General features: G+C 36.7%; 22 protein-coding genes and 2 pseudogenes. 13 read left to right on the top strand and 11 right to left on the bottom strand.

The window, feature by feature from the left end:
- Positions 1-14 precede the first annotated feature (14 nt).
- From miaB to lnt, 5 genes are all read left to right on the top strand, one after another.
- Positions 15-1,457 (top strand): tRNA (N6-isopentenyl adenosine(37)-C2)-methylthiotransferase MiaB, encoded by a 1,443-nt coding sequence (gene miaB / locus ESZ36_RS12295; protein ID WP_146788257.1) that lies wholly within the window; start codon positions 15-17, stop codon positions 1,455-1,457.
- Positions 1,458-1,504: 47 nt separating this feature from the next.
- Entirely contained in the window at positions 1,505-2,635 is a 1,131-nt protein-coding gene (locus ESZ36_RS12300) for a PhoH family protein (RefSeq protein WP_425457385.1), read from the top strand.
- A complete protein-coding gene (gene ybeY / locus ESZ36_RS12305; protein WP_146788260.1) occupies positions 2,635-3,102 on the top strand; it encodes an rRNA maturation RNase YbeY in 468 nt (155 codons plus the stop codon). The genes ESZ36_RS12300 and ybeY overlap by 1 nt, the downstream gene beginning before the upstream one ends.
- 102 nt (positions 3,103-3,204) lie before the next feature.
- Positions 3,205-4,083: a CorC family transporter gene (locus ESZ36_RS12310; RefSeq protein WP_146788263.1), complete on the top strand. Its 879-nt coding sequence runs from the start codon at positions 3,205-3,207 to the stop codon at positions 4,081-4,083.
- Positions 4,076-5,674: an apolipoprotein N-acyltransferase gene (gene lnt, locus ESZ36_RS12315; RefSeq protein WP_146788266.1), complete on the top strand. Its 1,599-nt coding sequence runs from the start codon at positions 4,076-4,078 to the stop codon at positions 5,672-5,674. The genes ESZ36_RS12310 and lnt overlap by 8 nt, the downstream gene beginning before the upstream one ends.
- A gap of 127 nt (positions 5,675-5,801) precedes the next feature.
- On the opposite strand, the pseudogene ESZ36_RS12320 reads toward lnt, so the two are convergent.
- Positions 5,802-6,770 (bottom strand): annotated as a pseudogene (locus ESZ36_RS12320) (GGDEF domain-containing protein).
- A 77-nt stretch (positions 6,771-6,847) separates the two neighbouring features.
- The gene (locus ESZ36_RS12325; RefSeq protein ID WP_146788269.1) at positions 6,848-7,978 is read right to left on the bottom strand and encodes a response regulator; all 1,131 of its coding nucleotides are present in this window, start codon (positions 7,976-7,978) and stop codon (positions 6,848-6,850) included.
- Positions 7,979-8,150: 172 nt separating this feature from the next.
- Between ESZ36_RS12325 and tpx the strand changes: the two genes are divergently transcribed.
- From tpx to ESZ36_RS12340, 3 genes are all read left to right on the top strand, one after another.
- Complete coding sequence (gene tpx / locus ESZ36_RS12330; protein WP_146788272.1) at positions 8,151-8,837, top strand: thiol peroxidase; 687 nt, start codon at positions 8,151-8,153, stop codon at positions 8,835-8,837.
- 297 nt (positions 8,838-9,134) lie between these two features.
- Positions 9,135-9,605 carry an Hsp20 family protein gene (locus ESZ36_RS12335; RefSeq protein WP_146788275.1) on the top strand — a complete coding sequence of 157 codons (471 nt, stop codon included), beginning with the start codon at positions 9,135-9,137 and terminating at the stop codon, positions 9,603-9,605.
- Between the two features lie 123 nt (positions 9,606-9,728).
- Positions 9,729-11,120 (top strand): FAD-dependent oxidoreductase, encoded by a 1,392-nt coding sequence (locus ESZ36_RS12340; RefSeq protein ID WP_146788277.1) that lies wholly within the window; start codon positions 9,729-9,731, stop codon positions 11,118-11,120.
- 33 nt (positions 11,121-11,153) lie between these two features.
- Here ESZ36_RS12340 and ESZ36_RS12345 read toward each other — a convergent pair whose 3' ends face one another.
- Positions 11,154-11,507, bottom strand: a complete 354-nt coding sequence (locus ESZ36_RS12345; protein WP_146788280.1) for an MGMT family protein — start codon at positions 11,505-11,507, stop codon at positions 11,154-11,156.
- Between the two features lie 119 nt (positions 11,508-11,626).
- Here ESZ36_RS12345 and ESZ36_RS12350 point away from each other — a divergent pair, with 119 nt between their 5' ends.
- Positions 11,627-12,082, top strand: a complete 456-nt coding sequence (locus ESZ36_RS12350) for a YaiI/YqxD family protein (RefSeq protein ID WP_146788283.1) — start codon at positions 11,627-11,629, stop codon at positions 12,080-12,082.
- 77 nt (positions 12,083-12,159) lie between these two features.
- Here the strand turns inward: ESZ36_RS12350 and ESZ36_RS12355 are convergent.
- From ESZ36_RS12355 to ESZ36_RS12370, 4 genes and pseudogenes are all read right to left on the bottom strand, one after another.
- Positions 12,160-12,429 (bottom strand): annotated as a pseudogene (locus ESZ36_RS12355) (ion transporter); the annotation flags it as partial.
- Positions 12,430-12,629: 200 nt separating this feature from the next.
- On the bottom strand, positions 12,630-15,074 hold the full coding sequence (locus ESZ36_RS12360; protein ID WP_146788286.1) for a TrlF family AAA-like ATPase: 2,445 nt from the start codon (positions 15,072-15,074) through the stop codon (positions 12,630-12,632).
- Between the two features lie 32 nt (positions 15,075-15,106).
- The gene (locus tag ESZ36_RS12365; RefSeq protein WP_146788288.1) at positions 15,107-15,352 is read right to left on the bottom strand and encodes a hypothetical protein; all 246 of its coding nucleotides are present in this window, start codon (positions 15,350-15,352) and stop codon (positions 15,107-15,109) included.
- A 199-nt stretch (positions 15,353-15,551) separates the two neighbouring features.
- Positions 15,552-15,779: a helix-turn-helix domain-containing protein gene (locus ESZ36_RS12370; RefSeq protein ID WP_146788291.1), complete on the bottom strand. Its 228-nt coding sequence runs from the start codon at positions 15,777-15,779 to the stop codon at positions 15,552-15,554.
- 150 nt (positions 15,780-15,929) lie between these two features.
- Between ESZ36_RS12370 and ESZ36_RS22530 the strand changes: the two genes are divergently transcribed.
- From ESZ36_RS22530 to ESZ36_RS12385, 4 genes are all read left to right on the top strand, one after another.
- On the top strand, positions 15,930-16,103 hold the full coding sequence (locus ESZ36_RS22530) for a hypothetical protein (protein ID WP_170235833.1): 174 nt from the start codon (positions 15,930-15,932) through the stop codon (positions 16,101-16,103).
- Positions 16,104-16,157: 54 nt separating this feature from the next.
- The gene (locus ESZ36_RS12375; RefSeq protein WP_146788294.1) at positions 16,158-16,451 is read left to right on the top strand and encodes a hypothetical protein; all 294 of its coding nucleotides are present in this window, start codon (positions 16,158-16,160) and stop codon (positions 16,449-16,451) included.
- Positions 16,452-16,458: 7 nt separating this feature from the next.
- A complete protein-coding gene (locus ESZ36_RS12380; RefSeq protein WP_146788296.1) occupies positions 16,459-17,913 on the top strand; it encodes a DEAD/DEAH box helicase in 1,455 nt (484 codons plus the stop codon).
- 141 nt (positions 17,914-18,054) lie between these two features.
- Positions 18,055-18,849, top strand: a complete 795-nt coding sequence (locus tag ESZ36_RS12385; RefSeq protein ID WP_146788298.1) for an ion transporter — start codon at positions 18,055-18,057, stop codon at positions 18,847-18,849.
- Positions 18,850-19,039: 190 nt separating this feature from the next.
- On the opposite strand, the gene ESZ36_RS12390 is transcribed toward ESZ36_RS12385, so the two are convergent.
- The 4 genes from ESZ36_RS12390 to ESZ36_RS12405 form a co-directional block, all read right to left on the bottom strand.
- On the bottom strand, positions 19,040-19,282 hold the full coding sequence (locus ESZ36_RS12390) for a hypothetical protein (protein WP_146788300.1): 243 nt from the start codon (positions 19,280-19,282) through the stop codon (positions 19,040-19,042).
- Positions 19,283-19,807: 525 nt separating this feature from the next.
- Entirely contained in the window at positions 19,808-20,782 is a 975-nt protein-coding gene (locus ESZ36_RS12395) for a HupE/UreJ family protein (protein WP_170235834.1), read from the bottom strand.
- 4 nt (positions 20,783-20,786) lie between these two features.
- Entirely contained in the window at positions 20,787-21,704 is a 918-nt protein-coding gene (locus ESZ36_RS12400) for a peptidyl-prolyl cis-trans isomerase (protein WP_146788305.1), read from the bottom strand.
- Positions 21,705-21,816: 112 nt separating this feature from the next.
- Complete coding sequence (locus ESZ36_RS12405) at positions 21,817-23,808, bottom strand: DUF3604 domain-containing protein (protein ID WP_146788308.1); 1,992 nt, start codon at positions 23,806-23,808, stop codon at positions 21,817-21,819.
- Between the last annotated feature and the right edge of the window lie 31 nt (positions 23,809-23,839).

Below are 23,839 nucleotides of genomic sequence, written 5' to 3' on the forward strand. Positions count from 1 at the left end.
CAAAGAGTGAAGTAATGAGTAAAAAGCTATATATCAAAACTTGGGGCTGTCAAATGAACGAGTATGACTCGCAAAAGATGGCAGAATTGTTGGATTCAACCCATGGTTTATCGTTGGTTGAAGAAGCGGAACAAGCTGATGTTATTTTGCTTAATACTTGCTCCATTCGTGAGAAAGCGCAAGAAAAAGTATTTCATCAACTAGGTCGTTGGAAAAATCTAAAAGATAAAAAACCTGATTTACTCATCGGTGTCGGTGGTTGTGTTGCCTCACAAGAAGGTGACTCTATTCGTAAACGTGCTCCTTTTGTAGATATGATTTTTGGTCCGCAAACGCTCCATCGTTTACCTGAAATGCTAAATCAACTACAGCACTCAAAAAGTCCAATTATTGATGTTAGCTTTCCAGAAATTGAAAAGTTTGACCGTTTACCTGAGCCTAAAGCTGACGGTGCCAGCGCATTTGTCTCTATTATGGAAGGTTGTAGTAAATATTGTACTTTCTGTGTAGTGCCTTACACGCGTGGCGAAGAAGTCAGTCGTCCTCTTGATGATGTATTATATGAAATTGCACAACTTGCAGAGCAAGGTGTACGTGAAGTAAACCTACTAGGTCAAAATGTTAACGCTTATCGTGGTGCAACACACGATGATATTATTTGTCGTTTTGCTGATTTGGTACGCTTAGTTGCTACCATCGATGGTATCGATCGTATTCGTTATACCACCTCTCATCCAGTTGAATTTACTGATGATATAATTGAAGCCTATGCTGATATTCCTGAGCTAGTAAATCACTTACATCTCCCAGTTCAAAGTGGTTGTGATCGTATTATAACGCAAATGAAACGTGGCCATACCGCCATTGAATATAAGTCTCAAGTACGTAAATTGAAAAAAGTACGCCCTGAATTATCTATGTCTTCTGATTTCATTATCGGCTTCCCAGGGGAAACCGATGAGGACTTCATAGCAACTATGGACTTAATTAAAGCCGTCGATTTTGACTTAAGCTTTAGTTTTATCTATAGCGCTCGACCTGGTACTCCAGCAGCAGATTTACCTGATGATATTAGTGACCAAACTAAGAAAGATCGTTTAAAGTTACTACAAGACCAAATAACACACCAAGCATTACGCATTGCCAGACAAATGCTAAATACAGAGCAGCGTGTTCTTGTTGAAGGTCCTTCAAGAAAAAATCCTATGGAATTACGTGGTAAAACAGAAAATAACCGTACGGTTAACTTTGTTGCCCCGCATAGTGTTATTGGCCAATTTGTCGATATCAAAATTACTGATGTAGTTGCCAACTCTTTACGTGGTGAATTAGTAAGAGAAGAGAAAGATATGGGGTTACGAATTGCCCATTCTCCTGCTGATATTTTAGCAAACAATCACCATACAGCAACGCCAAGTAACCTTGACGAGTTAGGTGTTGGTACTTTTACACCATAACAGCCTTGTAAGGGCTGTATTATTAATTTAACAAAGCGGAAAGAATATTGACGATACCAACGACTAAATTAACCAAAGAAGTTTTCAGTTTGACACCTGTAGACAACCATAGGCAAGCAAATTTGTGTGGCCCTATGGACGATAACTTAAAAACTATTGAACGCCGCTTAGGTGTAGAGATAAGTTACCGTGGCCATGAGTTTACTGTCGTTGGTAAACCCAAAAATAGTCAGTCCGTTGTACTCATTCTAAAAGACCTTTATCTTGAAAGCCAAATAGTTAAAGGAGAAGGTAAAATAATAACACCTGAAATGGTACATTTAGCCATTTTAGAAGCTGACTGTCTCGAACAAGAACAACTTAGTGATAAAATATCATCGAAATCAAGTAATCAAGTAGACAACAAAACAGATAGTCTATTAGATGATCAGTTAGGTAATAAGTACGATGACATGGTTACCATTAAAACTAAACGTGGTGTCGTTAAACCGCGTAATGGTAATCAACAAACTTATGTACAAAACATAATAACCAATGATATTAGTTTTGGTGTAGGAGTTGCTGGTACGGGTAAAACCTATTTAGCCGTTGCTTGCGCTGTCGATGCACTAGAACGTCAAGAAGTACGTCGTATTTTACTCACCAGGCCTGCTGTAGAAGCGGGTGAGAAGTTAGGTTTCTTACCTGGTGATTTATCCCAAAAGATAGATCCTTATTTAAGACCGCTTTATGATGCTCTCTTTGAGATGCTTGGCTTTGAAAGAGTCGAAAAACTGATAGAACGCAATGTCATAGAGATTGCGCCACTGGCTTATATGCGTGGCAGAACACTTAATGATGCTTTTATCATTTTAGATGAAAGTCAAAATACCACCGTTGAACAAATTAAAATGTTTTTAACGCGTATTGGTTTTAACTCTCGTGCTGTTATTACCGGTGATATTACGCAAGTCGATTTACCACGTCATCAAATGTCAGGGCTTCGTCATGCCGTTGAAGTTTTACAAGATATTAATGGCATTAGTTTCAACTTCTTCCAATCAAAAGATGTGGTTCGCCATCCCGTGGTTGCCCGAGTTATTGATGCTTACGACAGTCATGATCAAAAAATAAATAGACAAAACCAAGAAAAAAAACAGGCTCAACAATCAAGTAATAATAAGAGCGATGCAAGCTAATGGCTCATGTGATTGACCTTCAAGTTGCCTGCACCCCCACCAAATTACCTACTAAAGAGCAATTCCAGCTATGGGTTGATACTGCCCTAGCTGAAGTTAGCAGTAAACCAAGCCAAGATTTTGAATTGACCATTCGCTTGGTAAATAATGAAGAAAGCCAACAGTTGAATAAACAATACCGAGGCAAAGATAATCCGACCAATGTTTTATCTTTTCCTTTTGAAGTACCTGATGGCATTGAACTTAATCTATTAGGCGACTTAATTATTTGCATTGAAGTAATGAAGCAAGAAGCGCAAGAGCAAAAAAAAGCCTTGTTTGAACATTGGGCCCATCTTGTTATTCATGGCTGCTTGCATTTAGTTGGCTTTGATCATATAAGTGACACTGAAGCACTTGAAATGGAGTCTATTGAGATTACCATTTTAGAAAAATTAGGGATTAGTAATCCTTATTTAGAACAGTAAATCATTAATTTATAACGATACAAATAAAATCAACTCATAATTTGATGAGTAACATGTTCGATTACATGCCCGATACCATAAAACAGGAATACAAATAGCTCCATGAGCGATGACACCCCCCAGTCTAGTAACGGTTCAGCCAATAAGTCTTTTTTACATAAAGTTCTGAAAGTATTAAAGCCTGAGCCGAAAAATAAAGATCAATTGGTTGATATACTGAATGATGCTCAAGAAAGAAACTTAATCAACTCTGAAACCAAGCAAATGATTACAGGCGTCTTAGACGTATCAGAAATGCGCGTTCGAGAGATCATGATCCCACGTTCGCAAATGGTTACTATTGACATTAACCACAGTCTAGATGAATTTTTACCTATTATTCTAGAGTCTGGTCATTCACGTTTTCCCGTTGTTAATGAAGATATCGATCACGTTGACGGTATTTTATTAGCAAAAGACCTACTCGCTTTTGGCTTTAACTCTCAAAGTGATAACTTTAGCTTAAGTGAAGTTATTCGACCTGCCATTATTGTCCCTGAAAGTAAGAAGGTTGAACCCTTATTAAAAGAGTTTCGTTCAAATCGCTACCATATGGCCATTGTTGTTGATGAATACGGCGGTGTTTCCGGTGTTATCACCATCGAAGATATTTTAGAACAAATTGTTGGTGAAATTGAAGATGAAACTGATGATGAGATTGAAGAAGAGATTAAACACTTAGCGGGTAATGTTTATCTAGTGAAAGCGCTGACAGAACTTGACGACTTCAATGATTACTTTAACTGTAATTTTAATGAAACCAACGCCGATACCATTGGTGGCATTGTTTTGCGTCAGTTTAATCATATGCCACAAAAAGGTGAACTATTCCGTTTAGGTAACTTTGAATTTAAAGTACTAGTAGCCGATAGTAGACGCATGCAGATGCTGCAAGTAAGTGTTGATAAAGGTCACGAAATTAATGGTAAAGTGAGTGACTAACATCAGTAAAACTTCTGTTTTTAAATCTATAAAAAGCAAACTAACAAGCCCAAGTAATTGGCTGTGTTTTCTTAGTGGCGTTTTCTTGGTTTTTGCCTACGCACCCTTTTCTTATTGGTGGTTGGCATTAATTTTACCTAGCTTCATGTTATATCAGGTCAAGCATGCCTCCCCTAAAGTCGCCGCTAAAAAAATAGCTCTTTTTGCTTTTGGTTGGTTTAGCAGTGGCATTAGCTGGGTTCATGTTAGTATCGACCAATTTGGTGGCCTACCACTAATAGTTTCTTTACTATTAATGTTAGCTTTGTGTGCTTACCTCGCCTTATTCCCAGCACTTGCAGGTTATTTAACGGCAAGAATAGCTAAGAATAAACACGTTAACTTATGGTTGTTCCCCTCTATTTGGTTACTGTGCGAATACTTGCGTGCTGTCGTATTAACCGGTTTTCCTTGGCTCTCACTTGGTTATAGCCAAATAGATAGTCCGTTAGCCAGCTTTGCACCTGTTATCGGTGAGGTAGGTATTACCGGAATTATCTTAGTCTTAAATATTTGCTGGGTAAAAATTTATTGTTTTTATTCAGATTATATCAACAACAAAAATCAGAAACACTCAGTCACTGTATCGCGTAAGCGCTTAGTTCTACCACTAACCTTAGTGGTAAGTATTATGCTTACCAGCTTTATATTCACTCATGTGAACTGGACCCAGTTAACCGGTAAATCAACTAAAGTGGCGTTAATTCAAGGTAATGTAGCCCAATCAATAAAGTGGCAGCCTGAGCAAGAATGGCCAACCATGTTGAAATACCTAGATTTAACACGAGTAAACTATGATGCTGATATTATTGTTTGGCCTGAATCGGCTATTCCAGCGCTAGAGCCGGCAGTACAAGATTATTTAAGTACCGTAAATAGCTCAGCGATTTTGAACAACAGCGCAATAATTACTGGTCTAATTAATTACAACTTTGAGAGTAAAGAGTACTTCAATGCACTACTCGTTCTCGGTAAGAAAAATACTGAAGATGAACAAGGTTATTATTATAATCACAGTAATAGATACTATAAAAGCCACTTATTACCTATCGGTGAATTTGTTCCTTTCCAAGAATTTCTTCGCCCTATAGCTCCCTTTTTCAACCTGCCGATGTCCTCTTTTACTCCAGGTAACTACGTGCAACCAAATTTGATCGCTAATAACTTACATATATTACCGCTAAATTGTTTTGAAATAGCTTTTCCAATGCAATTAGCAGCTAATTTTACTGATGATACCGATATGATTTTAACAGTAAGTAATGATGCATGGTTTGGTGATTCTCATGGTCCTCACCAGCACTTTGAAATTGCTCGAATGCGGGCGTTAGAGTTTGGTCGCCCATTAGTAAGGGCAACAAATAACGGTGTGACAGGCATGATAAATCATTTAGGAGAAGTTACTGCGGTTGCACCACAGTTTGAAGAGGTAGTACTTAGGGGAACGGTTGAGTTTGTTAAGGGCGATACACCCTATAGTCAATGGCCAAATCTAATTTTATGGTTGATGATACTGCTACCATTGACCTTGATGAAAACCTTTAAACTTTAGTAACGTAAACTTTAGTCATTTGAATAGTGATAGCTTTACCATTAGACATGTTTTCACGGTAACCGTAAATCATAAGTAGAATAAATAAAATGAACATTGTGACACTTTATTTATTCTACGAGGTTATCTACCTGTTGTGTTTCGGATGCAATGACGTTTTGTTACGACCTGTTTCTTTTGATTGATATAAAGCGGCATCAGCACATTCAATCCAAGCTTCGTGGCTTGTGATACCCTCATCAACTTCAGCTACACCAACACTTATGGTGTAATTAATATCAATATCATTGTAAGTCACTGTGGCTTTAGCCACTTCCTTACGAAGCCGCTCAGCAAATACGTATGCATTTTTAAGCGAGGTATCTGCCAATAAAATGGCAAACTATTCACCGCCATATCGACCACAAATATCGGTTTCTCTAACATGGTGGCGAATCAAGTTCGAAAGGTGTCGAATAACGACATCACCCACCACGTGACCATAGCTATCATTAACACTTTTAAAGTGATCAATATCTAGCATCACTAATGAGCTAGGATGTTGACTTCGACCCCAACGTTTATGTTCAGCTAATAAACACGACTCCCAGTGCGCACGATTAAACAATTGAGTTAAGCCATCTGTTTGACTCAGTATTGCCAACTCTTCATTCGCTTTTTTCAACCCTTGCTTGTGCACTGCATTGTCTGTGACATCATAAACCAATAAACACAAGTGGCTAACTTCACCGGTAGAAGATAAAAGCGGGATAAAAGTAGTGTTTTGATACATAAAATCAGCGCTACCGGTAACGGGACGATAACTATCAAACTTAAATAAGTAGGGTCTTTGTTCCCATATGGTAAAGGCTTTATTTTTCAGTAAAAAAACTGATTCTGCCTTACGGGTAAACCAATCCTGGGGGATCTCTTCAAATAGATCAAAGATTAACTTTCCCTTAACTTGACGAGGTAATAAGCCACTATGATTTTCCATAAAACCATTAAATATTTGAATGGTAAACTCTTTATCAAGCACAACTAGACCAACGTCAATGTTATGCAACATTTCCATTAGCCAATGTAATTCATTTAATTGTGATTTTTCTAATGTCATAACCAATTCCTGTCGTCTAACTCATACCCAGCTTATTTTTAATAAGTGTTTCAATTTTTAATTGATTAACTCATCAGTTAATCAATTAAATAGGCCAATTTATTATTAAGTGTCTGCATAGACTTTTCCGTAAAGAGTAATAACAAATCACACTTTATTGGATAGTCCTCTATGCTATAGCTAATTTCTATTGCGAGTGTTTTTTTCCATTTATTGGCATTATTAGCAATTAAGTCAGAGATTTTTCTATGTTGCCCTAATACCTCAGGGTGTCCCTGACTAAACTGAATATCGAGCTGCTCTGATATCCCTTTTAAGCAGGCGCCAATAAGTACATTTGCTAAGTCCATTAATAATTCTAACTCAGTCCCCATATCAGCATCGTATTGATAATTCATCAACGATGCGACATCTTTAAAGCTAGAGTCGTTAAGGATAAGCAAGGCTTCTCCTGAAATACCCGCACTAATAAAGCCTTGGCAAATACCCGATGTACTTTCATGATTTTCGATATCTTTCAGCGCCATTCGAAGCTCACTCACTTCGATGAAATTAACATTAGGAATAGGTAACTCAACAAAAACATTGAGTAAACGAGCCAATAAATCACCCGCTCGACCCATAGCGACATTAGCAATCTCTTGATAACAATCGCGAATATCTGTTGATAAGGTAAGATTAGGTTCAGTAACTTGTGGTTCACTCTCAACATTAGATACATTAACTTGAGTAACCCTAGGCTTCTCAGGAGTATTTATAACGGCAGGTGGTGGAGTTGCTGGAATATTGATTGACGAATTATGCGATGTATCTAGTTCATTACTCGTCGCTGGATTTTCATGAGAGAAAAGTCCATAAGATGAAAGTACTTCAGTGAGAATATCTTTATTGACCGGTTTTTGAATAAAACCTAGTGCGCCTAAACTCGTAACACGTTGATGAGCCTCTGGTTGAATATCACCTGATATAACAATGGTAAGTGTTGGTAAATCTTGCGCCAAAATAGCTTCAAGCACCTGATAGCCATCCATTTTCGGCATGTTAAGATCGAGTAAAAGTACATCGCCTTTCCCTGCCTTTATCGCTTCAATTCCCTCAACACCATCGGCGGCAAAACTTATCTCTACATCCCAACCATCGGGTAATGAACGCGCCACTTGCTTGCGCGCCATATTAGAATCATCACAAATTAATAATTTAGTGGTCATATTAATCTTAGGCCTTACATAAACAATAACAATGGCCGAGTATTAAATATCTAGCCTCTATTGATAACCTTAAAGTATCCAATATAAAACACAATGATTAAGTTCTATTTATAGAATTTTTATCGCTAAACGGCTAATATAATTTCACCTTAACCATTAATTTCAATAACCCATGAATTTTCCTACTTCAAACATTGCCTTATGTGCATTTTTTATCGCCAGTTTTACTATTGCTTTCACTAGCCATAGTGATAATTTTGACTCAAAAAAACTTAAATCAACACAAAATCTTGTCAAAGCCGGAGATAAGTATGTCACCCTTTTAGGCGAACAGGTAAATGTTGGCGAGCAAGCTCCACAGTTTAAAGTTGTTGATAAAAACTTTGCGCCAGTAACATTGGCAGACTTTCAAGGACAAACTTTACTTATTTCAGTGGTGCCAAGCTTAGATACCGGTGTTTGTTCTATTCAAACAAAACGATTTAATGAAGAAGCAGCAAAACTACCTGAGAATATTACAATTTTAACCATCAGTAATGATCTGCCATTTGCTCAAAAACGTTTTTGTGATGTTGAAAAAGTCGATGGTATTAAGGTGCTATCTGATTCAGTTTGGCGTGATTTTGGCACTAGTTATGGTTTATTAATTAAGGATATGGGACTGCTTACCCGTGCAATATTTGTTATAAATAACCAAGGCAAGATTGTGTACAAAGAGATAGTTGCAAACATATCACAACACCCTAATTATGATAAAGCACTAGCTAAAGTGAGATATACGGCGCCTGTTATTGTTATTGATCCGGAAGCTGAAGTTGAAGCGACTAAAGAACTTCCCGTGAAAGAAACTGAGAAATAACGCTTTAAAATATATATTTTAAATACATGAAAAACAACCAGTTAAAATTTATCCTATAATTTTATTTAACTTTATTCTTGAAAAACCAGTAAACAATCCCATCTTTAATTGTGTAGTCGCCGTAAGGGGCTACACAACAAAAATTGCCTGTTCATTATGAAAGGCAGCATTATTTTAAATGACTTATGATTTTGTGATTCAACTCTAGGCAATGTTTTTGCTAGAAAAAACTAACAACATTAACGTCGCTGTTTAAAATAATAATCAACTTATTGCTATATTATAGGATAACTTATTATGCGTAACTCTACAGACTACAGCCCTCTTTATCGTTCATTTATTGGCTTTGACCATTTAGCTAGTTTAATAGATAAAGCTTCCCAACCGGGAAAACAATCATCATACCCGCCATATAACATTGAGTTATTGGCCGAAAATCAATACCGCATTACTATGGCTGTCGCAGGCTTTAGTGAGGAAGATATTGATATTGAATCTAAAGACAATGGTTTAATCATTGTTGGTACCAAACAAACCACTGCTAATTCAAAACAGGAAAACGAATCATCCCCTCGTCATTTTTTACATCAAGGTATTGCAGAGCGAAATTTTGAGCGTAAATTTCAACTAGGTGAACACGTCAAAGTCATTGGCGCCTTTATGGAAAACGGTTTGCTGCACGTTGATTTAGAAAGAGAAATTCCAGAAGCATTAAAATCTCGGAAGATAGCTATCAATGGCAAAAGCTTATTGAATGGAAATTCATAAACCTTAACTTATTTCATATTTCTCCTTTTGTTTTACCTGTTGTTTTTGCCCAGTCTTTGACTGGGCTTTTTTGTTTTACTATGCTACTTAAATAGTTATAAAATTATTTAAGAAATTAAGCCATTGACTGAACTCCCACACTTAAAAAATAAAATTACTGTTGCAGGAGCCGGCCCTGTTGGCGCTATGTTAGCCATAATTTTATCGCGTGCCAATCACCAGGTCGATGTATTTGAATCACGCCCGGACCCTAGATCACACAGTGCACAACAAGGTAGAACCATCAATATTACCTTATCAGAGAGAGCATGGGCAGCACTTGAAATGATCGGCATTGATAAGAGAGTACGTCAATATGCTACACCACTTTATAAGCGTGTATTTCATGGGCAAGACGGAATTTTATCAGAACAAAATTATGGCCAAAAAAATCAAGCTATTTGGTCTATATCACGAGAAAAATTGACTGAGATTTTGATCAGCCAAGCCGAGCAAGAAGCACAAGTCAACTTACACTTTGAACAACGATTAACATACATAGATTTTAATACTGCTTGCTGCTCTTTTAGTTACTTGAAAGCTGGAAGAAAAGGCCATAAAGAGATTGATGCAGATTACGTATTTGCGGCCGATGGTGCTTTTTCTAAAGTACGTCGTCTTGCGCAGGAAACACCACGTTTTAGCTACTCTCAACGTTATGTGAAGCAATCATACATAGAGTTAACCATTTCCTCGAATAAAGATGGTAGTACTAAGTTATCGCCACATGCCAGTCATCTTTGGCCTCGCAATGGTTTTTTATTAATTGCACTGCCAAATAATGATGGTAGCTTTACCTGTACTTTATACTTAAATGACCAAGGACCCGTTTCATTTTCATCACTAACAAGTGCAAAGGCAGTAGAGGATTTTTTTCTCCATCATTTTACTGATGTTATGCCACTATTAGAAAATCCTGTCACTGAGTTCCTTACAAAAACACCTAACCCGCTATTTTTAGTGAATGTTGATCCTTGGGTGATAAATAATAAAGTGGCTTTGATAGGTGATGCTGCTCATGCCATGCTGCCTTTTTATGGCCAAGGTTTAAATAGTAGTTTTGAGGATTGTCACGCACTCGCAAAGCTTATCAAGTTATACACTGATGACTGGCTAAAAATATTGCCCGCTTATTACTTACAACGCAAAAAAAACAACGATGCTATTAGTAAACTATCTAATGACCATTTTATTGAGATAAGCAGTCTTGATGACAATATCGATGAGCTATTGAGTAAAAAAATAGCACATAAATTCGCATTAATGTGCCCTGAACTTTGGCCTTCATTAGATCAAATGGTCAGCTTTTCTCCTGACATTTCATACACAAAAGCCAGAGAGATATCAGTAGAGCAAAAGAGCATCATGACTGAAGTAATGCAAATTAAGAATATTCACCAGTGCTGGCAGGAGGATTACATATACCGGGAATTAGAAAAAATAGCCTTAACAAGGCTTGCCCCTCTATTAAAATAAATTGGGGATAACAAACTCGAGAATAACAATTAATTAAAACTCTAGCGAAAATAATAATTCTGATAAATCTGGCTTCCATTGGAATTCTTTTAGTTTGATCCTGCTACCAATCACAACGACCTGCTCATCTTGCAAATGATGTTTCTGCTTATCAAAATTTTCACTGCCTGGTGGGAAAGAAATCTTACCTTGTGAGTTAATAACTCTAAACCAAGGTACCGTTTGCCCTCGCCAGCCATCTTTTGGTACTTTACCAAGCGATTTTCCTACAAGACGCGCTCTACCAGGTAAACCAGCTAAGTCAGCAATTTGGCCATAACAAGCAACCTTACCTAGCGGAATTAACTGTACTGTTTGCCATATCTGTTGGTAATTGGGATTTAACATAGTGTTGTAAGTCCAATTTATCTAGGTTTTAACCCAATTTTTTAATTACCCAATGAATTACTGTATCATAGCAGCATAAGTAAAAATAACGTGAGTGGTCAATAGACCTAAGGAAAAACATGAAAATTTGGGTTGATGCTGATGCATGTCCAGTGGTGATCAAAGAAATATTATTTAAAGCGGCTGACAGAACGAAAATAGCCATCACCTTAGTGGCCAATCATCATGTCCGCATACCACCTTCACCCTTTATAAGTTTCATGCAGGTCAGTAGTGGCTTTGATGTTGCAGACGATGAAATAGTTAAGCGTATTGAGGCCAATGATTTAGTTATCACCAGTGATATTCCACTAGCAGATGAAGTGATAGATAAAGGGGGCGTTGCCCTGAGTCCTCGTGGCGAGCTTTATACTAAAGAGAATATAAAATCACGACTCAATATTCGTGATTTTATGGACACCATGCGCGCTAGTGGCGTTCATACAGGTGGGCCACCCGCCTTAAATCAAACAGATAGACAAAATTTCGCTAATCATCTTGATCGTATTATTACCCAATTCAAAAAAACGCTATAAATAACATGCGCAGATACTCACGTGAGCATCTGTACATTGATTATATCCATGTTCAATCAAGACTGCGTAACTTATCGCTAGCCTATCTCACTCTTAGTTTTCTCCAATAAGAGTGCTTTAATCTCTGCTATTTCACTCTCTAATTTATCAATTTGTGCACGACTAGCGGGTTCTCCGCCATCACCACTTTCACCATGTTGCTCAGCACGAAACTGCTCATGCTCTTGGCTCATCACTTCTAATACCGTACCCACCATCATATTTAAAAAGATAAAGGCGGTTAAAAAGATAAAGGTTAAATAATAAATCCAGCTTAGTGGATGTACTGCCATTGTTTCGTACATGACATATAAGTTATCTCCCTATAAAAAGTGTGACATTGGTGAGTGAGTGAGTGGCGGTACCTATAAATAATAGACTCATACAAAGACAGTGTTCAAAATAAACCCTGTCAACATATAATTCTGTGACAAAATAAAATTAAAAAAATGGTAATAACCAAGAAAAAAAATTGTTGACAAAATATAGTTCACTTTTGCATTCATTCTTACCCCATAACAACATACGGAAAATATTTTCTCTCACGCTTTCTAAAAGCATCAGTTCCACCTTCAAGTGAAAGAAGTTGCTCTCGGTAATCCATATTCTCAATAGAGGTTTCACTAGAATTTGTTATCTTAGAGTCAGACATTGAAAGTATATGAATCAATTCTGAATCACCATTGACAACAAAATTAGCATTGTGAGTCGCAAAAATAATCTGTCTGTTCTTTTTAACTGTTTTCACCAGCTCAACAAGATATTTTGCGATTAAGTTACTATCTAAATGAGCTTCAGGCTCATCAATAATTATTGGAGTATTCCCTAGCATTATCAAAGCTACAATAGCAGCAGTACACCTTTGACCAAAAGAAGTGTTTTGAATGGGTCTACCATCGTAAAAAACATTTATATTTCCATACTTTTCAACATTAAAAAGCGCTAACTCAATGTCGATTAATAATGTTTGAAAGTTGCTTTCTGATCCAAAGAAAGTTCTCAATGTAGAAGTCGTTACTCCATCACCTGCAACCTTTTCCAATAACGCCTCCTTTGACTGGATCGCAGTAAAGTCAAAACCTTCAAAAGCTCTAGCAACATTATGACTCCGGATATTGTTCTCCTGAGTGTTTTCGTTCACTTCTTGGCAGATGTGTTTTATCAATTCGCTAAACATCAATTCCTTGTCCCAATCAAAAGTTAAATTAATTGTTTTAACCTCATCGCTCACATTTTCTAATTGGGAATTAACACTCGTTAATGATTGGGTAATCAGGGTTTTGTAATCATTAATATATTTTCTATCAATGCTATTGGATTCTATTTTTTCCTCTAACATTGCAATATATGCCTGTAAATCAGGTAATTCTTGATTTAATCTAGATAGGGAATCTTGTGTATTGCTCACATCTATTAAGTTTTCTCTCGACAGTCCTTTACTAGCTAGATATTCATCGAGTGCTTCTCTTGATGACTCTAGTAAAGATATTGCCTCTTTTTCTTCAACCAGAGCCTCCTGAATATCCTCTGGCGACTCAACTTGTATCAATGTTTCTTCTAAGCTTTCTATCGCTGAAATATAACGGCTACCGAAAGAATTATTATCTTCATTATTTAGGTTAGTGGCCTTTGACTTTTGAATAAGTAATTTTAAGCTCTCAGCTAAATCACTTGTTAAGCTTTTCCACTTATTATTTATTTGTATTATGTTAGAGATCTTTGCAACTTTAAACGTTAACTCCGTATATTGGTCACTTTGATATGAAGCAACTATCTTCTGGTTTGCCTCTAATTCATTTTGCTTTCTTTTTAATGTTTGCTTGGCATCATATAGACTAATAATATCGGTACGACAAACTGCTAGCATTTTCAAACAATTATCTGTTTTTTGGCGAATAGCTGTAATATCCTTGCCTGATTCAAGTTTCATTAATCGAGAAAATATAGCTTCGGAGAAAACTTTAGAACTAGTAGCAAATTGCTCTATTGAGTTTTGTCCCAAAAATTCAATTTGTTCTGCTGTTACACTAGAGTCGATACTGACATACTCTTCAAAATCACCAGCATCCAACTCTATTTTATTAGCTTTAAAAAAATCATTCTCTCCTGGTTTAAATGACTCGTGAATAAGGTTTATGAGTGTACTTTTTCCAGAGCCTCTACCACCAATAATACAAGTTAAATAAGGGCTAAAATTAAAGCTGTGCTTCCCTGAAAAACAAAAAGTGTCACGATGATCTCCTGCTAAGATTGAAGTCTCATCTGGAAAAGAAAAACTTACATTGCTAATTTTAAGTGGTGGAGAAATGGGTTCGCTTTCATTTATTTGGACTCTTCCGTCGAACTCATACAATGCTTGCCTTAAACCTTCAAAGCTGCAATCAGCTTTAATCCAGCTAAAGCATTTACCTATACGATCTTTATTATCGGAGTCAGAAAATCGGTGAGCATCACTACAATCCAGCAACCTATCATTAACATTAGATTGAGTTAAGCTCTCTCTCGCTTTAAAATAGTGAGGAATTTTTGCAGATGATATAAAAACCAAATCAGTTTTATTGATAATATTCTTTTTATCAGCAATAGATTGATCATTCCATTTAATATCAGCCCACTCTGTTTTCCCTACGGCAGTTAAGAACTTCCCTTCAAAATACGGCCTAGTAAGTATGTCCGTCAACTTATCAAAGTTTACACAGAAATTATTAAAGCCTTCTTGTAAAGCAGGCCCAAAATGAATTTTTTGTTCATCGGGAACACTTGCAATGATCAACTCACCTAATTCACTTAAACTCTCTTTAGTCGGAAGAGCATTCCACTTTCCATTTCCCGCAACAGAATCATATTGGGGCATTACCTGATAAGCCGTTGCAAGAGCGTTAAGAAACTGAGCTTGAATAACATCCACTGGAACTTCGTTCGAGAAAATAATATGGTAATTTATTTTACTCATATTACTCTTACTACCACCAAATTTATCAACTCTCAGCTCAATAACAGGTAAAAAATCTCAATATTAGGAAAGCGGCCCTTAGCTTTTTCTTCTAAAACACGTCTATATCCATCAATAAAAATATAATCATTGATCCCAATCACTTTAAATTCAGGAGGCAGACTTTCAATATTTGTAATAAACTTATCCCAGTCCCCTCCATACTCGGAAACTAATGAATCTGGAGTATGCACATGTAGATCCCACTTAAACCAAGATGATCCTTTATAACTACTCATAATACTTTTCCTTAAAATTAAATTGGTCTACATGCCACCATAAAACGTACTAACAAAACTCTTAACTTTTTCAGTTATCCTAGGCATTACCTTTTTACGTTGCAGTACAACTTGGAGCTTTTTCCATTGTGGCGACGATATCTTCACGCAGTGGCTCAGTAAGCTTGATTAGACAGCAATACTGTTTTCTATGTCATTTTCAATCATTCGAGAGATCAATTTCGGGCATTAAATCAGCAGGTTGGCATTTTAGTGCCTTTGCTATTTTAAAAAGCTTATCAAGGGAGATGTTTACTTCCCCTCTATCGATACGGCCAATATAGCTTCTGTCAATATCTGTCAGCTTTGAAAGTGCATCTTGAGAAATATTATTTTCCCCTCTCTTAGCCCTTAATTTTTCTGCAAATTTTTGTATTAGGTCGCTCATTGGATAAACCTCAGATCCAAATAAGCAACTATTTCATATTGCGGATTATAATATCACGGATTATAATCCGTTGGATTATAATCCGTTGGATTATAATCACACCCGGCCATCAATTTTACCCTTGGTCGGTTGTTTGATGCGGAGTTCTATATGAAATTAAATAACCTTGTTGCTCAAATTATTGCTGCACCTAACTTTGATCACTTCTCTGCAATAGAGGTTCGATCTGCATATTTGGCTTTGAAATGTGATAACACCATTGACCCGAATGATGCGCGTCGTTTTGTTTATACCGAGCTTTTAAAGCTAGTAAAGAAAGGTTGATTAAAGAAGTCTGTTTCAAAGAAGAAAGAGATCACTTCGTTTATTAAAACTGAGATGTTTGACCCTGCCGCCCTCGCTGTAAACCCAGCAGTAGATATTGATCAAAAGAAAGAGTCTGATCTTGAGGTAACTAATAGCTTAAGTGAAACATTAGTCGATAGATTAAACCACTATAAAAACGAGCTACTGACAGGGCTTGGAGAGGTGGACGAATACAAACTTCTTTGCAACCAGTTTCCAGAACTGCACACTAAATTACAATCAAAATACAATGAAGTGCGAGAGAAAAACAGCAAACTCCTTGGCAGTATTAAAGCTGTTGAAAACCTTATCTCAATTAAGCATTAGGAATAACATGGAAAAACGTAAATGGCAGGCTGAGTGTATTAACTTAGCTCTAGATAAATATACCAGTGGTAATAAACACTTTTTGGCTTTAGCCACGCCTGGTGCAGGTAAAACTTTTATGGCTTCGGCACTTGGAAATGAAATAATCAAGCGTGAACTTGCTGATATTATTATTTGCTTTTCACCTTCCTCTGTCGTTTGCGAAGACTTTAGCGAAACTCTTGAAAGTGTAATCGGTGAGCGGTTTGACGGTCTTTTAGGTTCTAAAGGTCGTTCATTAACCTATCAGAGCATGAAATACCTTGATGAAGATTTTTGGATGTTGTTTCAAAAATATCGTGTGTTCGTTATTTTTGATGAGATTCATCATTGTTCAGGTTCTAACATTGAAAACGCCAACGCCTGGGGCGAAAAAATAATCCTCAATATTCGTGATAACGCTGAGTTCACTTTAGCTATGACGGGTACTCCTTGGCGCTCTGATACGGCTCCTATCGTGCTTTCTCACTATTCAAGCTTTACCAATAAAATTCGATGTGATTACGTCTACGGGCTTTCTAAGGCTATTAGAGATGGTGTTTGTAGAAAACCCCAGATCATTGTGATTGATAACGACAATATCTCGCTAACGGATAAAGGCGAAAGAAAATCATTTAGTTCCTTTAAGGAGCTATTAACCCAATCAGTATTTCCTTATCAGGACATCATCCAAAATGAACAGTTGTTATTGCATACTATCAGACAAGCTAATGACAGATTGGACAAGCTACGTATTACAAATCCAACTGCCGGAGGGTTAATAGTTGCTAGCTCTGTTGAACATACGACACAAATTGAAAAGCTAATGGCTGAGCACTTTAATGAAGCAGTTACAGTCATCACATATAGGGAAGATGAACCGACCAAACTCATTCATCACTATAGGCAATCTAGCTCTAAATGGGTTGTATCGGTTGGGATGATTAGCGAGGGAACGAATATTCCACGCTTACAAGTTACTTGTCACCTAACTAGAATCAAAACAGAAATGAATTTTAGACAATTACAAGGGCGTAATTTGCGTATAACCGATGCTCCAAATCAGGACGCTTTTCTATACATGCCTGCCGAGCCAAAACTTGTTGAATATGCTTTTCGAGTCGCTCAGGATATTCCCTTTGAGGCCGATGTCGTTAAATTTGAAAAAATGAGTACTCATTTTAAGGCAAAACAAAAGGATGATGATACAAATGAAGGTCATATTGATAAAGTGCCTGAGGATAAGGTTAAAGGTTCATCAAATAAGAATATTAACATTGAAGAGGAAAGACTCGAACTTGGTGAATTTGAAGAGAGGGTTTACCCGCAGATCACGCCTACTAATGAAAAGAATCCGCTAACAAACACTTACGAAAGTATGATGAATATATTTGGTAGGTTCAAGCAAGAAACTCTTGAGCTTGGGTTAAGCACTCTGGAGTAATGACATAGCAACATAACATTTATTCAAATAGCGATGACAGACACAGACATTTTGAAAAATAATTATAAGGAAATTATATGCTAATTGCGTATAATGCTGCCATTTTAAGCACACTCAATAGATATGTTGACAGAATAACCTATGTACCAATCCATAAAAATGAACCTGAATGCTCTCAAAAACAACAAGATTTTTGAGCTTATCGTTGTCTCCGTTATTATCATTTCCGCACTGGAAATCGGTGCCAAAACATTTCAATTAACAGACAGTGCTGTTTCGCTTACTGAGATATTAGATGTTTTTATAACTGTTTTCTTTCTCTTTGAGCTAACTATTCGCTTTATTGGAGATGATGACAAACGTTCATTCTTAAAAAAAGGTTGGAACGTCTTTGATACGCTTGTCGTAATGATAAGTCTTATACCCATAGATAATAGTGAAATGGCTCTTCTAGCTCGTCTTGTACGTATATTTCGTGTATTACGAATGATATCCGTTGTACCTGAGTTGCGAATTTTAATTAACTCTCTCATAAAAGCCTTACCACAATTAGGCTATGTCGTTCTGTTGATGTTTATAATTTTCTATATATATGCGGCATTTGGAAGCTTCATGTTTAGTCAAATCAATCCAAAACTCTGGGGCGACATAGCGATATCAATGTTGACACTTTTCAGGGTTATGACATTCGAGGATTGGACTGATATTCAATACGAGACAATGGAAGTCTATCCTTATAGTTTGATATTTTATCTGACGTTTATCTTCTTTACTGCCTTTGCATTTTTAAATATGGTGATCGGTATCGTTGTTAATGTCATGGAAGAAGAGCACCAAGCAGCCAGAGCCGAAAAAGTTGAAAAGCAACCAACTCTTATTGAGCTTCAACAAGAATTGAAAGAAATAAAAGCCTTGCTTATGGCACAAAATAAGTAATGATAAGCCGCTAAAAATGAGTATGTCGTAAAAATAATATTTATTCGTGTGTGAGTGAGGAGCTATATAAGACATGGCTTAGGTAAAATAACAAAAGCGTACACACTACCTGACAAAGAAAATCCTAACTCATTTTTCTAAAATACGAGTTAAGTGGGGAGGTGCATAGTCTGATGTGTTTGAACCAACATCATGGATATATTGGACCAGCCTTATTGCTATGCTGGACCACAGCCGAAATAAACGAACGCATGATTTCGTAATCACCACCACCATGAAGCGTCATTTCACTTTCAGCATCTGTTGCTTCAATATGAGTTTGTTGATCAGATAAAAAATCATATATTTTCAAAGATGAGGTATCACCTTCGATCATACCTTTAGTACCAAAAATTCTCGTTTTTCTTTCTGTATAGTCAATAAATGCCGTCATAGTAAATGAAACAGTTTACCTCCTTCAAACTGCATATTAACAACTTGATTGTCAACGACATCATTATCTCAAAGGTAAACACAACGACCATACCCAACCCAACGTTTGATGATATTTTTATAAGTGAATTACGTTCTAAAAAGTTACATACCGAGGTTGTTACTTCTTCTCAAATATTTTTGCCAACTAGAACATATTCTAAAGAAGATATGAGTGATATTATTGCAAAGAATAAATTCGACACAATCTTATACATTGTTGTAAATGGTGAAAATTCAAATAGCCAGGTTGTTAGTTATCTCACAAACTCTTCGGCGTAAGCATATTCTACTGGATAAACATCGAGTATAACTAAGCGCACCGCTTAGTTTTGCGCTTACTGTGGTACTCCCTTATGATAAAGTCAGAATGTCAGGCTCAAGAGAATAGAAATAGATTACATTATTGGGGCAGAGCTTGAATTAATAACCGGTCTTTTCGAAAAAATACACTGTTCCTGTTGGTTAGCCGGTTGCTTAAACGCTATTAAATCAACAGCCAAAAACGCTCTATAACCCAATAACCACTTAGGCCACCAATAGCATAAACCCCCAGATTAAAACCTCTTTTAAAAAAGGTAAACTTTGAATTTATCATATACATCAGTAAAGATACTGCTGAAATAAACAAGAGCTGACCAATTTCAACCCCAAGATTAAAACTTACTAATGCGTTAAATTTATTTTCAGTAGGCAATCCATATTGATTTAATACTGAGGCAAAACCAAATCCATGAAGCAAGCCAAATAATGACGCGATCGTAAAAGGATGTTTCCAACTGAATGTTTTCTTGTTGTTTTTTGTTATTTCAACAGATAAAAATAAAACACTTAAAGCGATTAAAAACTCTACAAAACCTATAGGTAGGGATATCCATTGATAGCTGCTAGCAATAAGCGTAAGAGTATGCCCAGCAGTGAAGCCAGAGATCGCGAGAATTAAACGTTTCCCCCAACCTGTAATTATAAAAAGACATAAAATAAAAAGAAGATGATCAAATCCTTCCAAGATATGCTTTATGCCGGATACGATATACTCTTTGGAAATATCCTTTCCGTTGAGGACCTTGTCGACTTCGACTCTTTGAATACTGGGGTCGTTAAAGTGTTCTATTATATCGCCTTGAAGCGGCGTATAAGAAATAAGTGAAGTTAATGCTGGGTTATGTAAAGGATAGGTAATATCAATAACCAAGTTGTCATTGATGTTGTCACATTTATAAATAATAGCGCCTTGAAGGCGGTCTTGTTTTAGGATTTTAGTTATAAGGCAGTTATCACCAGACAGAATGATATAAGGCTCATTACCTAGTTCAACAATGGGTGGTGTCTTCCATTTCAATAATATTTGAGTATAACTTTTCGCCTCTAATTCGATATATAAAGGCCGAGCATCATGTGCAAACGAATAGTTCGAAAAAAACACAAGTAATAAAAGTGTACAGTTAGATAAAAATTTCATAAACTCACTCAACAATTTCATACTTTTCAATAATTTTATTAATCGCCCTACGTTCTACGTCTTTAACTTTTAGCTGTTGTAAGTCAGCTAGAATCAAAGAAGCCACGTCCTCTATAGGTGGGGTTATTTCAGCTGTATTTTTAATGATATACACAAGGTGGTAGCCATAAGTTGATTTGAAAGGGCCTACCCATAGTCCTATTTTATTTTCAGAAAATATATCCTTTGAAAAATCATCTCCAAGTTGGCTAGCTACAAACTTTTCACTTTTATTAATATAACTTCGAAAGTATAAAAAATGATCGCCATATTTTCCAGCTTGCTCAGGATAGAGTGCTTCTTCCCTTACTTTTAACTTTGTATTTTGTGCGTCAAATAACGCATTTTTTAAACCTCTTTTATTTTTAGAAAAATAAATGTGGCTAAAGCTAACCGTTTGTTCTTGAATGTATAGATAGATATTGTCTTGGTAGTATTTTTTTATTTCTGTTTCATTAATGGCTTCAATATCTTGGCTAAATCCTCGTGTTAAATATTCCATTTTTTGAACAAGACGACGTTTTATCATTTCATCATTTTCATCTAGGCCTAATTTCAATCCTTCCCGATAAAGAACTTCTTGATGGATATATCGTTTTTTTATCTCTTCTTTTTCATCTTCTGAAAGTGCTTTAAAGTACGCCTTTGCACTTTTCTCTTTATATACTTTGTTTTGGGCTTGGATAAACGAGATTAAGTTTTTTTCGCTTACGTTAACCAAAAATGGCTGCTCACTTTTTAACGAATCAGGGTTGATTGCTCTAATAAAAATAAAACCTAAAAAACCTAATATCAAGAAAACAAATAGAGGTTCTCTGGTAATTATATTAATTAATTTGTTTTTCTTTCGTAAGGTAATAGGACGTTTAGCCTTGGTTTTCATTTTACTCACTTAGTATTTATATTGGATAAATGGGGAAGTACGTAGACGGTTATATAAAGAGACCGTAAAGTAATGAAGCGATGAGGCCTCATTACTGTACGATCTAAATATTTTATTTTGGCGTATACCAAATTGGCGAACTATAGGCGCGTTCTTGAATAGTTGCTGGCCCTTCAGACGGAAGCTCTGTTTGTGTTGCTAGGCTATCGTAAAGTGAGTTTCTAGGTGTTGGGATTTGCAGTACGCGTACATAATAATATGCTCTCTCTGCTAAATTAAAATCAGGGTCTGTCCATTTTCCTACTATCTCTTCACTTCCTATCGTGTTGGTATATTGCGCATTATCTAAATTCACTGTTGACCCGACAGCAGGTAACACTCCTGTTGAGTCAAGCTTTCGCTCGCCCGCCCAAGCAACATTATAAACCGCTTCATGACGTTCACCTGTCGCTGAAATCCAACCTTTAATAATTTGAACGCGATCTAAATTTGCATCAATAGGATCTTTCACTGCTCTAAAAATAAATTCCGGCGAAGTTTTTGAAGAAGTTAAAGAAGGGGTAGTTAGGTCGCCGCCCATAGGTACACCATTTTTATAACCATAGGTAGCGAAATCATTACTTTGTATAGCTTGTTCATCCATATTCCATCCAGCAAAAACACGTACACTTAAACGAGTTCCTGTGGTGGCATAAACTTCTTTACGTTGAAACGCATTAAAAATATCTTCTCGGGTATTTTCAATAGCCCAAACAGCTGTAAGGCCTGACGCAGACATATTAAATCCATTAAAGGATATTGGACTTTCACCATGGCTGTCTGAAAGTTTTTTACCCTTGGGTAGTGAGTCTGCGCTTGTCTTCCCCCAGTAGTTGTTCTCTTCTGGTGATGAATAGCCCGTATGACTGTCTGTTGAACCAATCATTCCGAACTTAAAAGGGTTGACACCTACTTTCTCTTCAATGGCTAAACCTGCCGTTAATGCGCCTCGTGCAAAATCATTTTTAATTGGGATGTAAGTATCACCGCTGGTATCTAGGTAATGATAAAAGTTTTCAAAGTCTGCAAATTCGTCTTTTGGTGAAAAAACACCTCTTGCTTCCATGTCACCTTTAGATTGTGTAACTTCAACCAATGGCTCCCACTCTATACGTGTCTTAGCATAATCTGCAGTGATAACCTCTCCCCTTAATGTTGTTTCAGCGAACATAAAGCCACGAGATACGTTTGAATTGTGTGGAATAGAAATAAAGCGGCTTTTCGTTTCTTTTGATGTTTTCTCTAACCACGACCATAAATCCTCGGGGTACTGGCTAGAATCCGCGCCAAAGGGTAGGTATTGACGTGTTTTATCTGCGCCATCCGGCGTAAAAATAACACGGTGTAAATTGGCACCCGTAGGCATTGAACTCCATTCCCACCCTGCAAACGTTGTAAATGTTCCTGGGTCGTTATTGCGCTCGGCTGCATCAATAGTTTTATTCCAATAACTTGCTCTTAATGCATTGTTCTCACCAAAGGCATGATATCCATCAGTATTGTTGTTGGGATCTTGTACAGGATTTTTACCTGGGTTTTCAGGGCCTACAGGAATAAAGCGCGAGAACATTTTGAGGCCCATATCATTATCAACACCAAACTCTATATATTTAATCGCTGCCCAACGTTTAAGACTATCTAAAAATCCTAATTCATCTAAAGAAACAACTTCACCTTTGAAGTTGTTGTCTAATAGCCCCATACCTTCTGCGTGATCCGCAATAACCAGAAAATCTAAGGGTGTTTTTATTTGGATTTTTGCCTGGCTTATATTGTGAACCATTGGGGCGCCCTTAGCCCAACGATAGGCCATTTCAGGATCTACGGTTTGATTTTTATTAAGGAATGCATCGAGTGAATAACTAGTGTGAAGGTGCGTGTCTCCAAACAGAAGTTTATTCGGAATAGTTTGCGCTTCTTGATTCGCATTTACTGAAATTGAAAGTGTAGCAATGGTTACAGAGAGAACTGTACGTTTAAATGATTTATAGTTAAACAGCGGTGAGATACTCTTAATAATTGACGCTGACAGATTAATACGTGCGAAATATGGGTTTTTATTCATGACTTAGATCTCTATTTTATTTTTTAGGTAT

It is taken from the genome of Colwellia demingiae (assembly GCF_007954275.1).
Classification (GTDB): domain Bacteria; phylum Pseudomonadota; class Gammaproteobacteria; order Enterobacterales; family Alteromonadaceae; genus Colwellia; species Colwellia demingiae.

What these genes read in the sequence shown, in the direction of transcription:
- miaB (WP_146788257.1), top strand. Translation starts at nt 15, where the DNA reads ATGAGTAAAAAGCTATATATCAAAACTTGGGGCTGTCAAATGAACGAG.
- ybeY (WP_146788260.1), top strand. Translation starts at nt 2,635, where the DNA reads ATGGCTCATGTGATTGACCTTCAAGTTGCCTGCACCCCCACCAAATTA.
- ESZ36_RS12310 (WP_146788263.1), top strand. Translation starts at nt 3,205, where the DNA reads ATGAGCGATGACACCCCCCAGTCTAGTAACGGTTCAGCCAATAAGTCT.
- ESZ36_RS12325 (WP_146788269.1), bottom strand. Translation starts at nt 7,978, where the DNA reads ATGACCACTAAATTATTAATTTGTGATGATTCTAATATGGCGCGCAAG.
- tpx (WP_146788272.1), top strand. Translation starts at nt 8,151, where the DNA reads ATGAATTTTCCTACTTCAAACATTGCCTTATGTGCATTTTTTATCGCC.
- ESZ36_RS12335 (WP_146788275.1), top strand. Translation starts at nt 9,135, where the DNA reads ATGCGTAACTCTACAGACTACAGCCCTCTTTATCGTTCATTTATTGGC.
- ESZ36_RS12345 (WP_146788280.1), bottom strand. Translation starts at nt 11,507, where the DNA reads ATGTTAAATCCCAATTACCAACAGATATGGCAAACAGTACAGTTAATT.
- ESZ36_RS12350 (WP_146788283.1), top strand. Translation starts at nt 11,627, where the DNA reads ATGAAAATTTGGGTTGATGCTGATGCATGTCCAGTGGTGATCAAAGAA.
- ESZ36_RS12360 (WP_146788286.1), bottom strand. Translation starts at nt 15,074, where the DNA reads ATGAGTAAAATAAATTACCATATTATTTTCTCGAACGAAGTTCCAGTG.
- ESZ36_RS12365 (WP_146788288.1), bottom strand. Translation starts at nt 15,352, where the DNA reads ATGAGTAGTTATAAAGGATCATCTTGGTTTAAGTGGGATCTACATGTG.
- ESZ36_RS12370 (WP_146788291.1), bottom strand. Translation starts at nt 15,779, where the DNA reads ATGAGCGACCTAATACAAAAATTTGCAGAAAAATTAAGGGCTAAGAGA.
- ESZ36_RS22530 (WP_170235833.1), top strand. Translation starts at nt 15,930, where the DNA reads ATGAAATTAAATAACCTTGTTGCTCAAATTATTGCTGCACCTAACTTT.
- ESZ36_RS12375 (WP_146788294.1), top strand. Translation starts at nt 16,158, where the DNA reads ATGTTTGACCCTGCCGCCCTCGCTGTAAACCCAGCAGTAGATATTGAT.
- ESZ36_RS12380 (WP_146788296.1), top strand. Translation starts at nt 16,459, where the DNA reads ATGGAAAAACGTAAATGGCAGGCTGAGTGTATTAACTTAGCTCTAGAT.
- ESZ36_RS12385 (WP_146788298.1), top strand. Translation starts at nt 18,055, where the DNA reads ATGTACCAATCCATAAAAATGAACCTGAATGCTCTCAAAAACAACAAG.
- ESZ36_RS12390 (WP_146788300.1), bottom strand. Translation starts at nt 19,282, where the DNA reads ATGACGGCATTTATTGACTATACAGAAAGAAAAACGAGAATTTTTGGT.
- ESZ36_RS12395 (WP_170235834.1), bottom strand. Translation starts at nt 20,782, where the DNA reads ATGAAATTTTTATCTAACTGTACACTTTTATTACTTGTGTTTTTTTCG.
- ESZ36_RS12400 (WP_146788305.1), bottom strand. Translation starts at nt 21,704, where the DNA reads ATGAAAACCAAGGCTAAACGTCCTATTACCTTACGAAAGAAAAACAAA.
- ESZ36_RS12405 (WP_146788308.1), bottom strand. Translation starts at nt 23,808, where the DNA reads ATGAATAAAAACCCATATTTCGCACGTATTAATCTGTCAGCGTCAATT.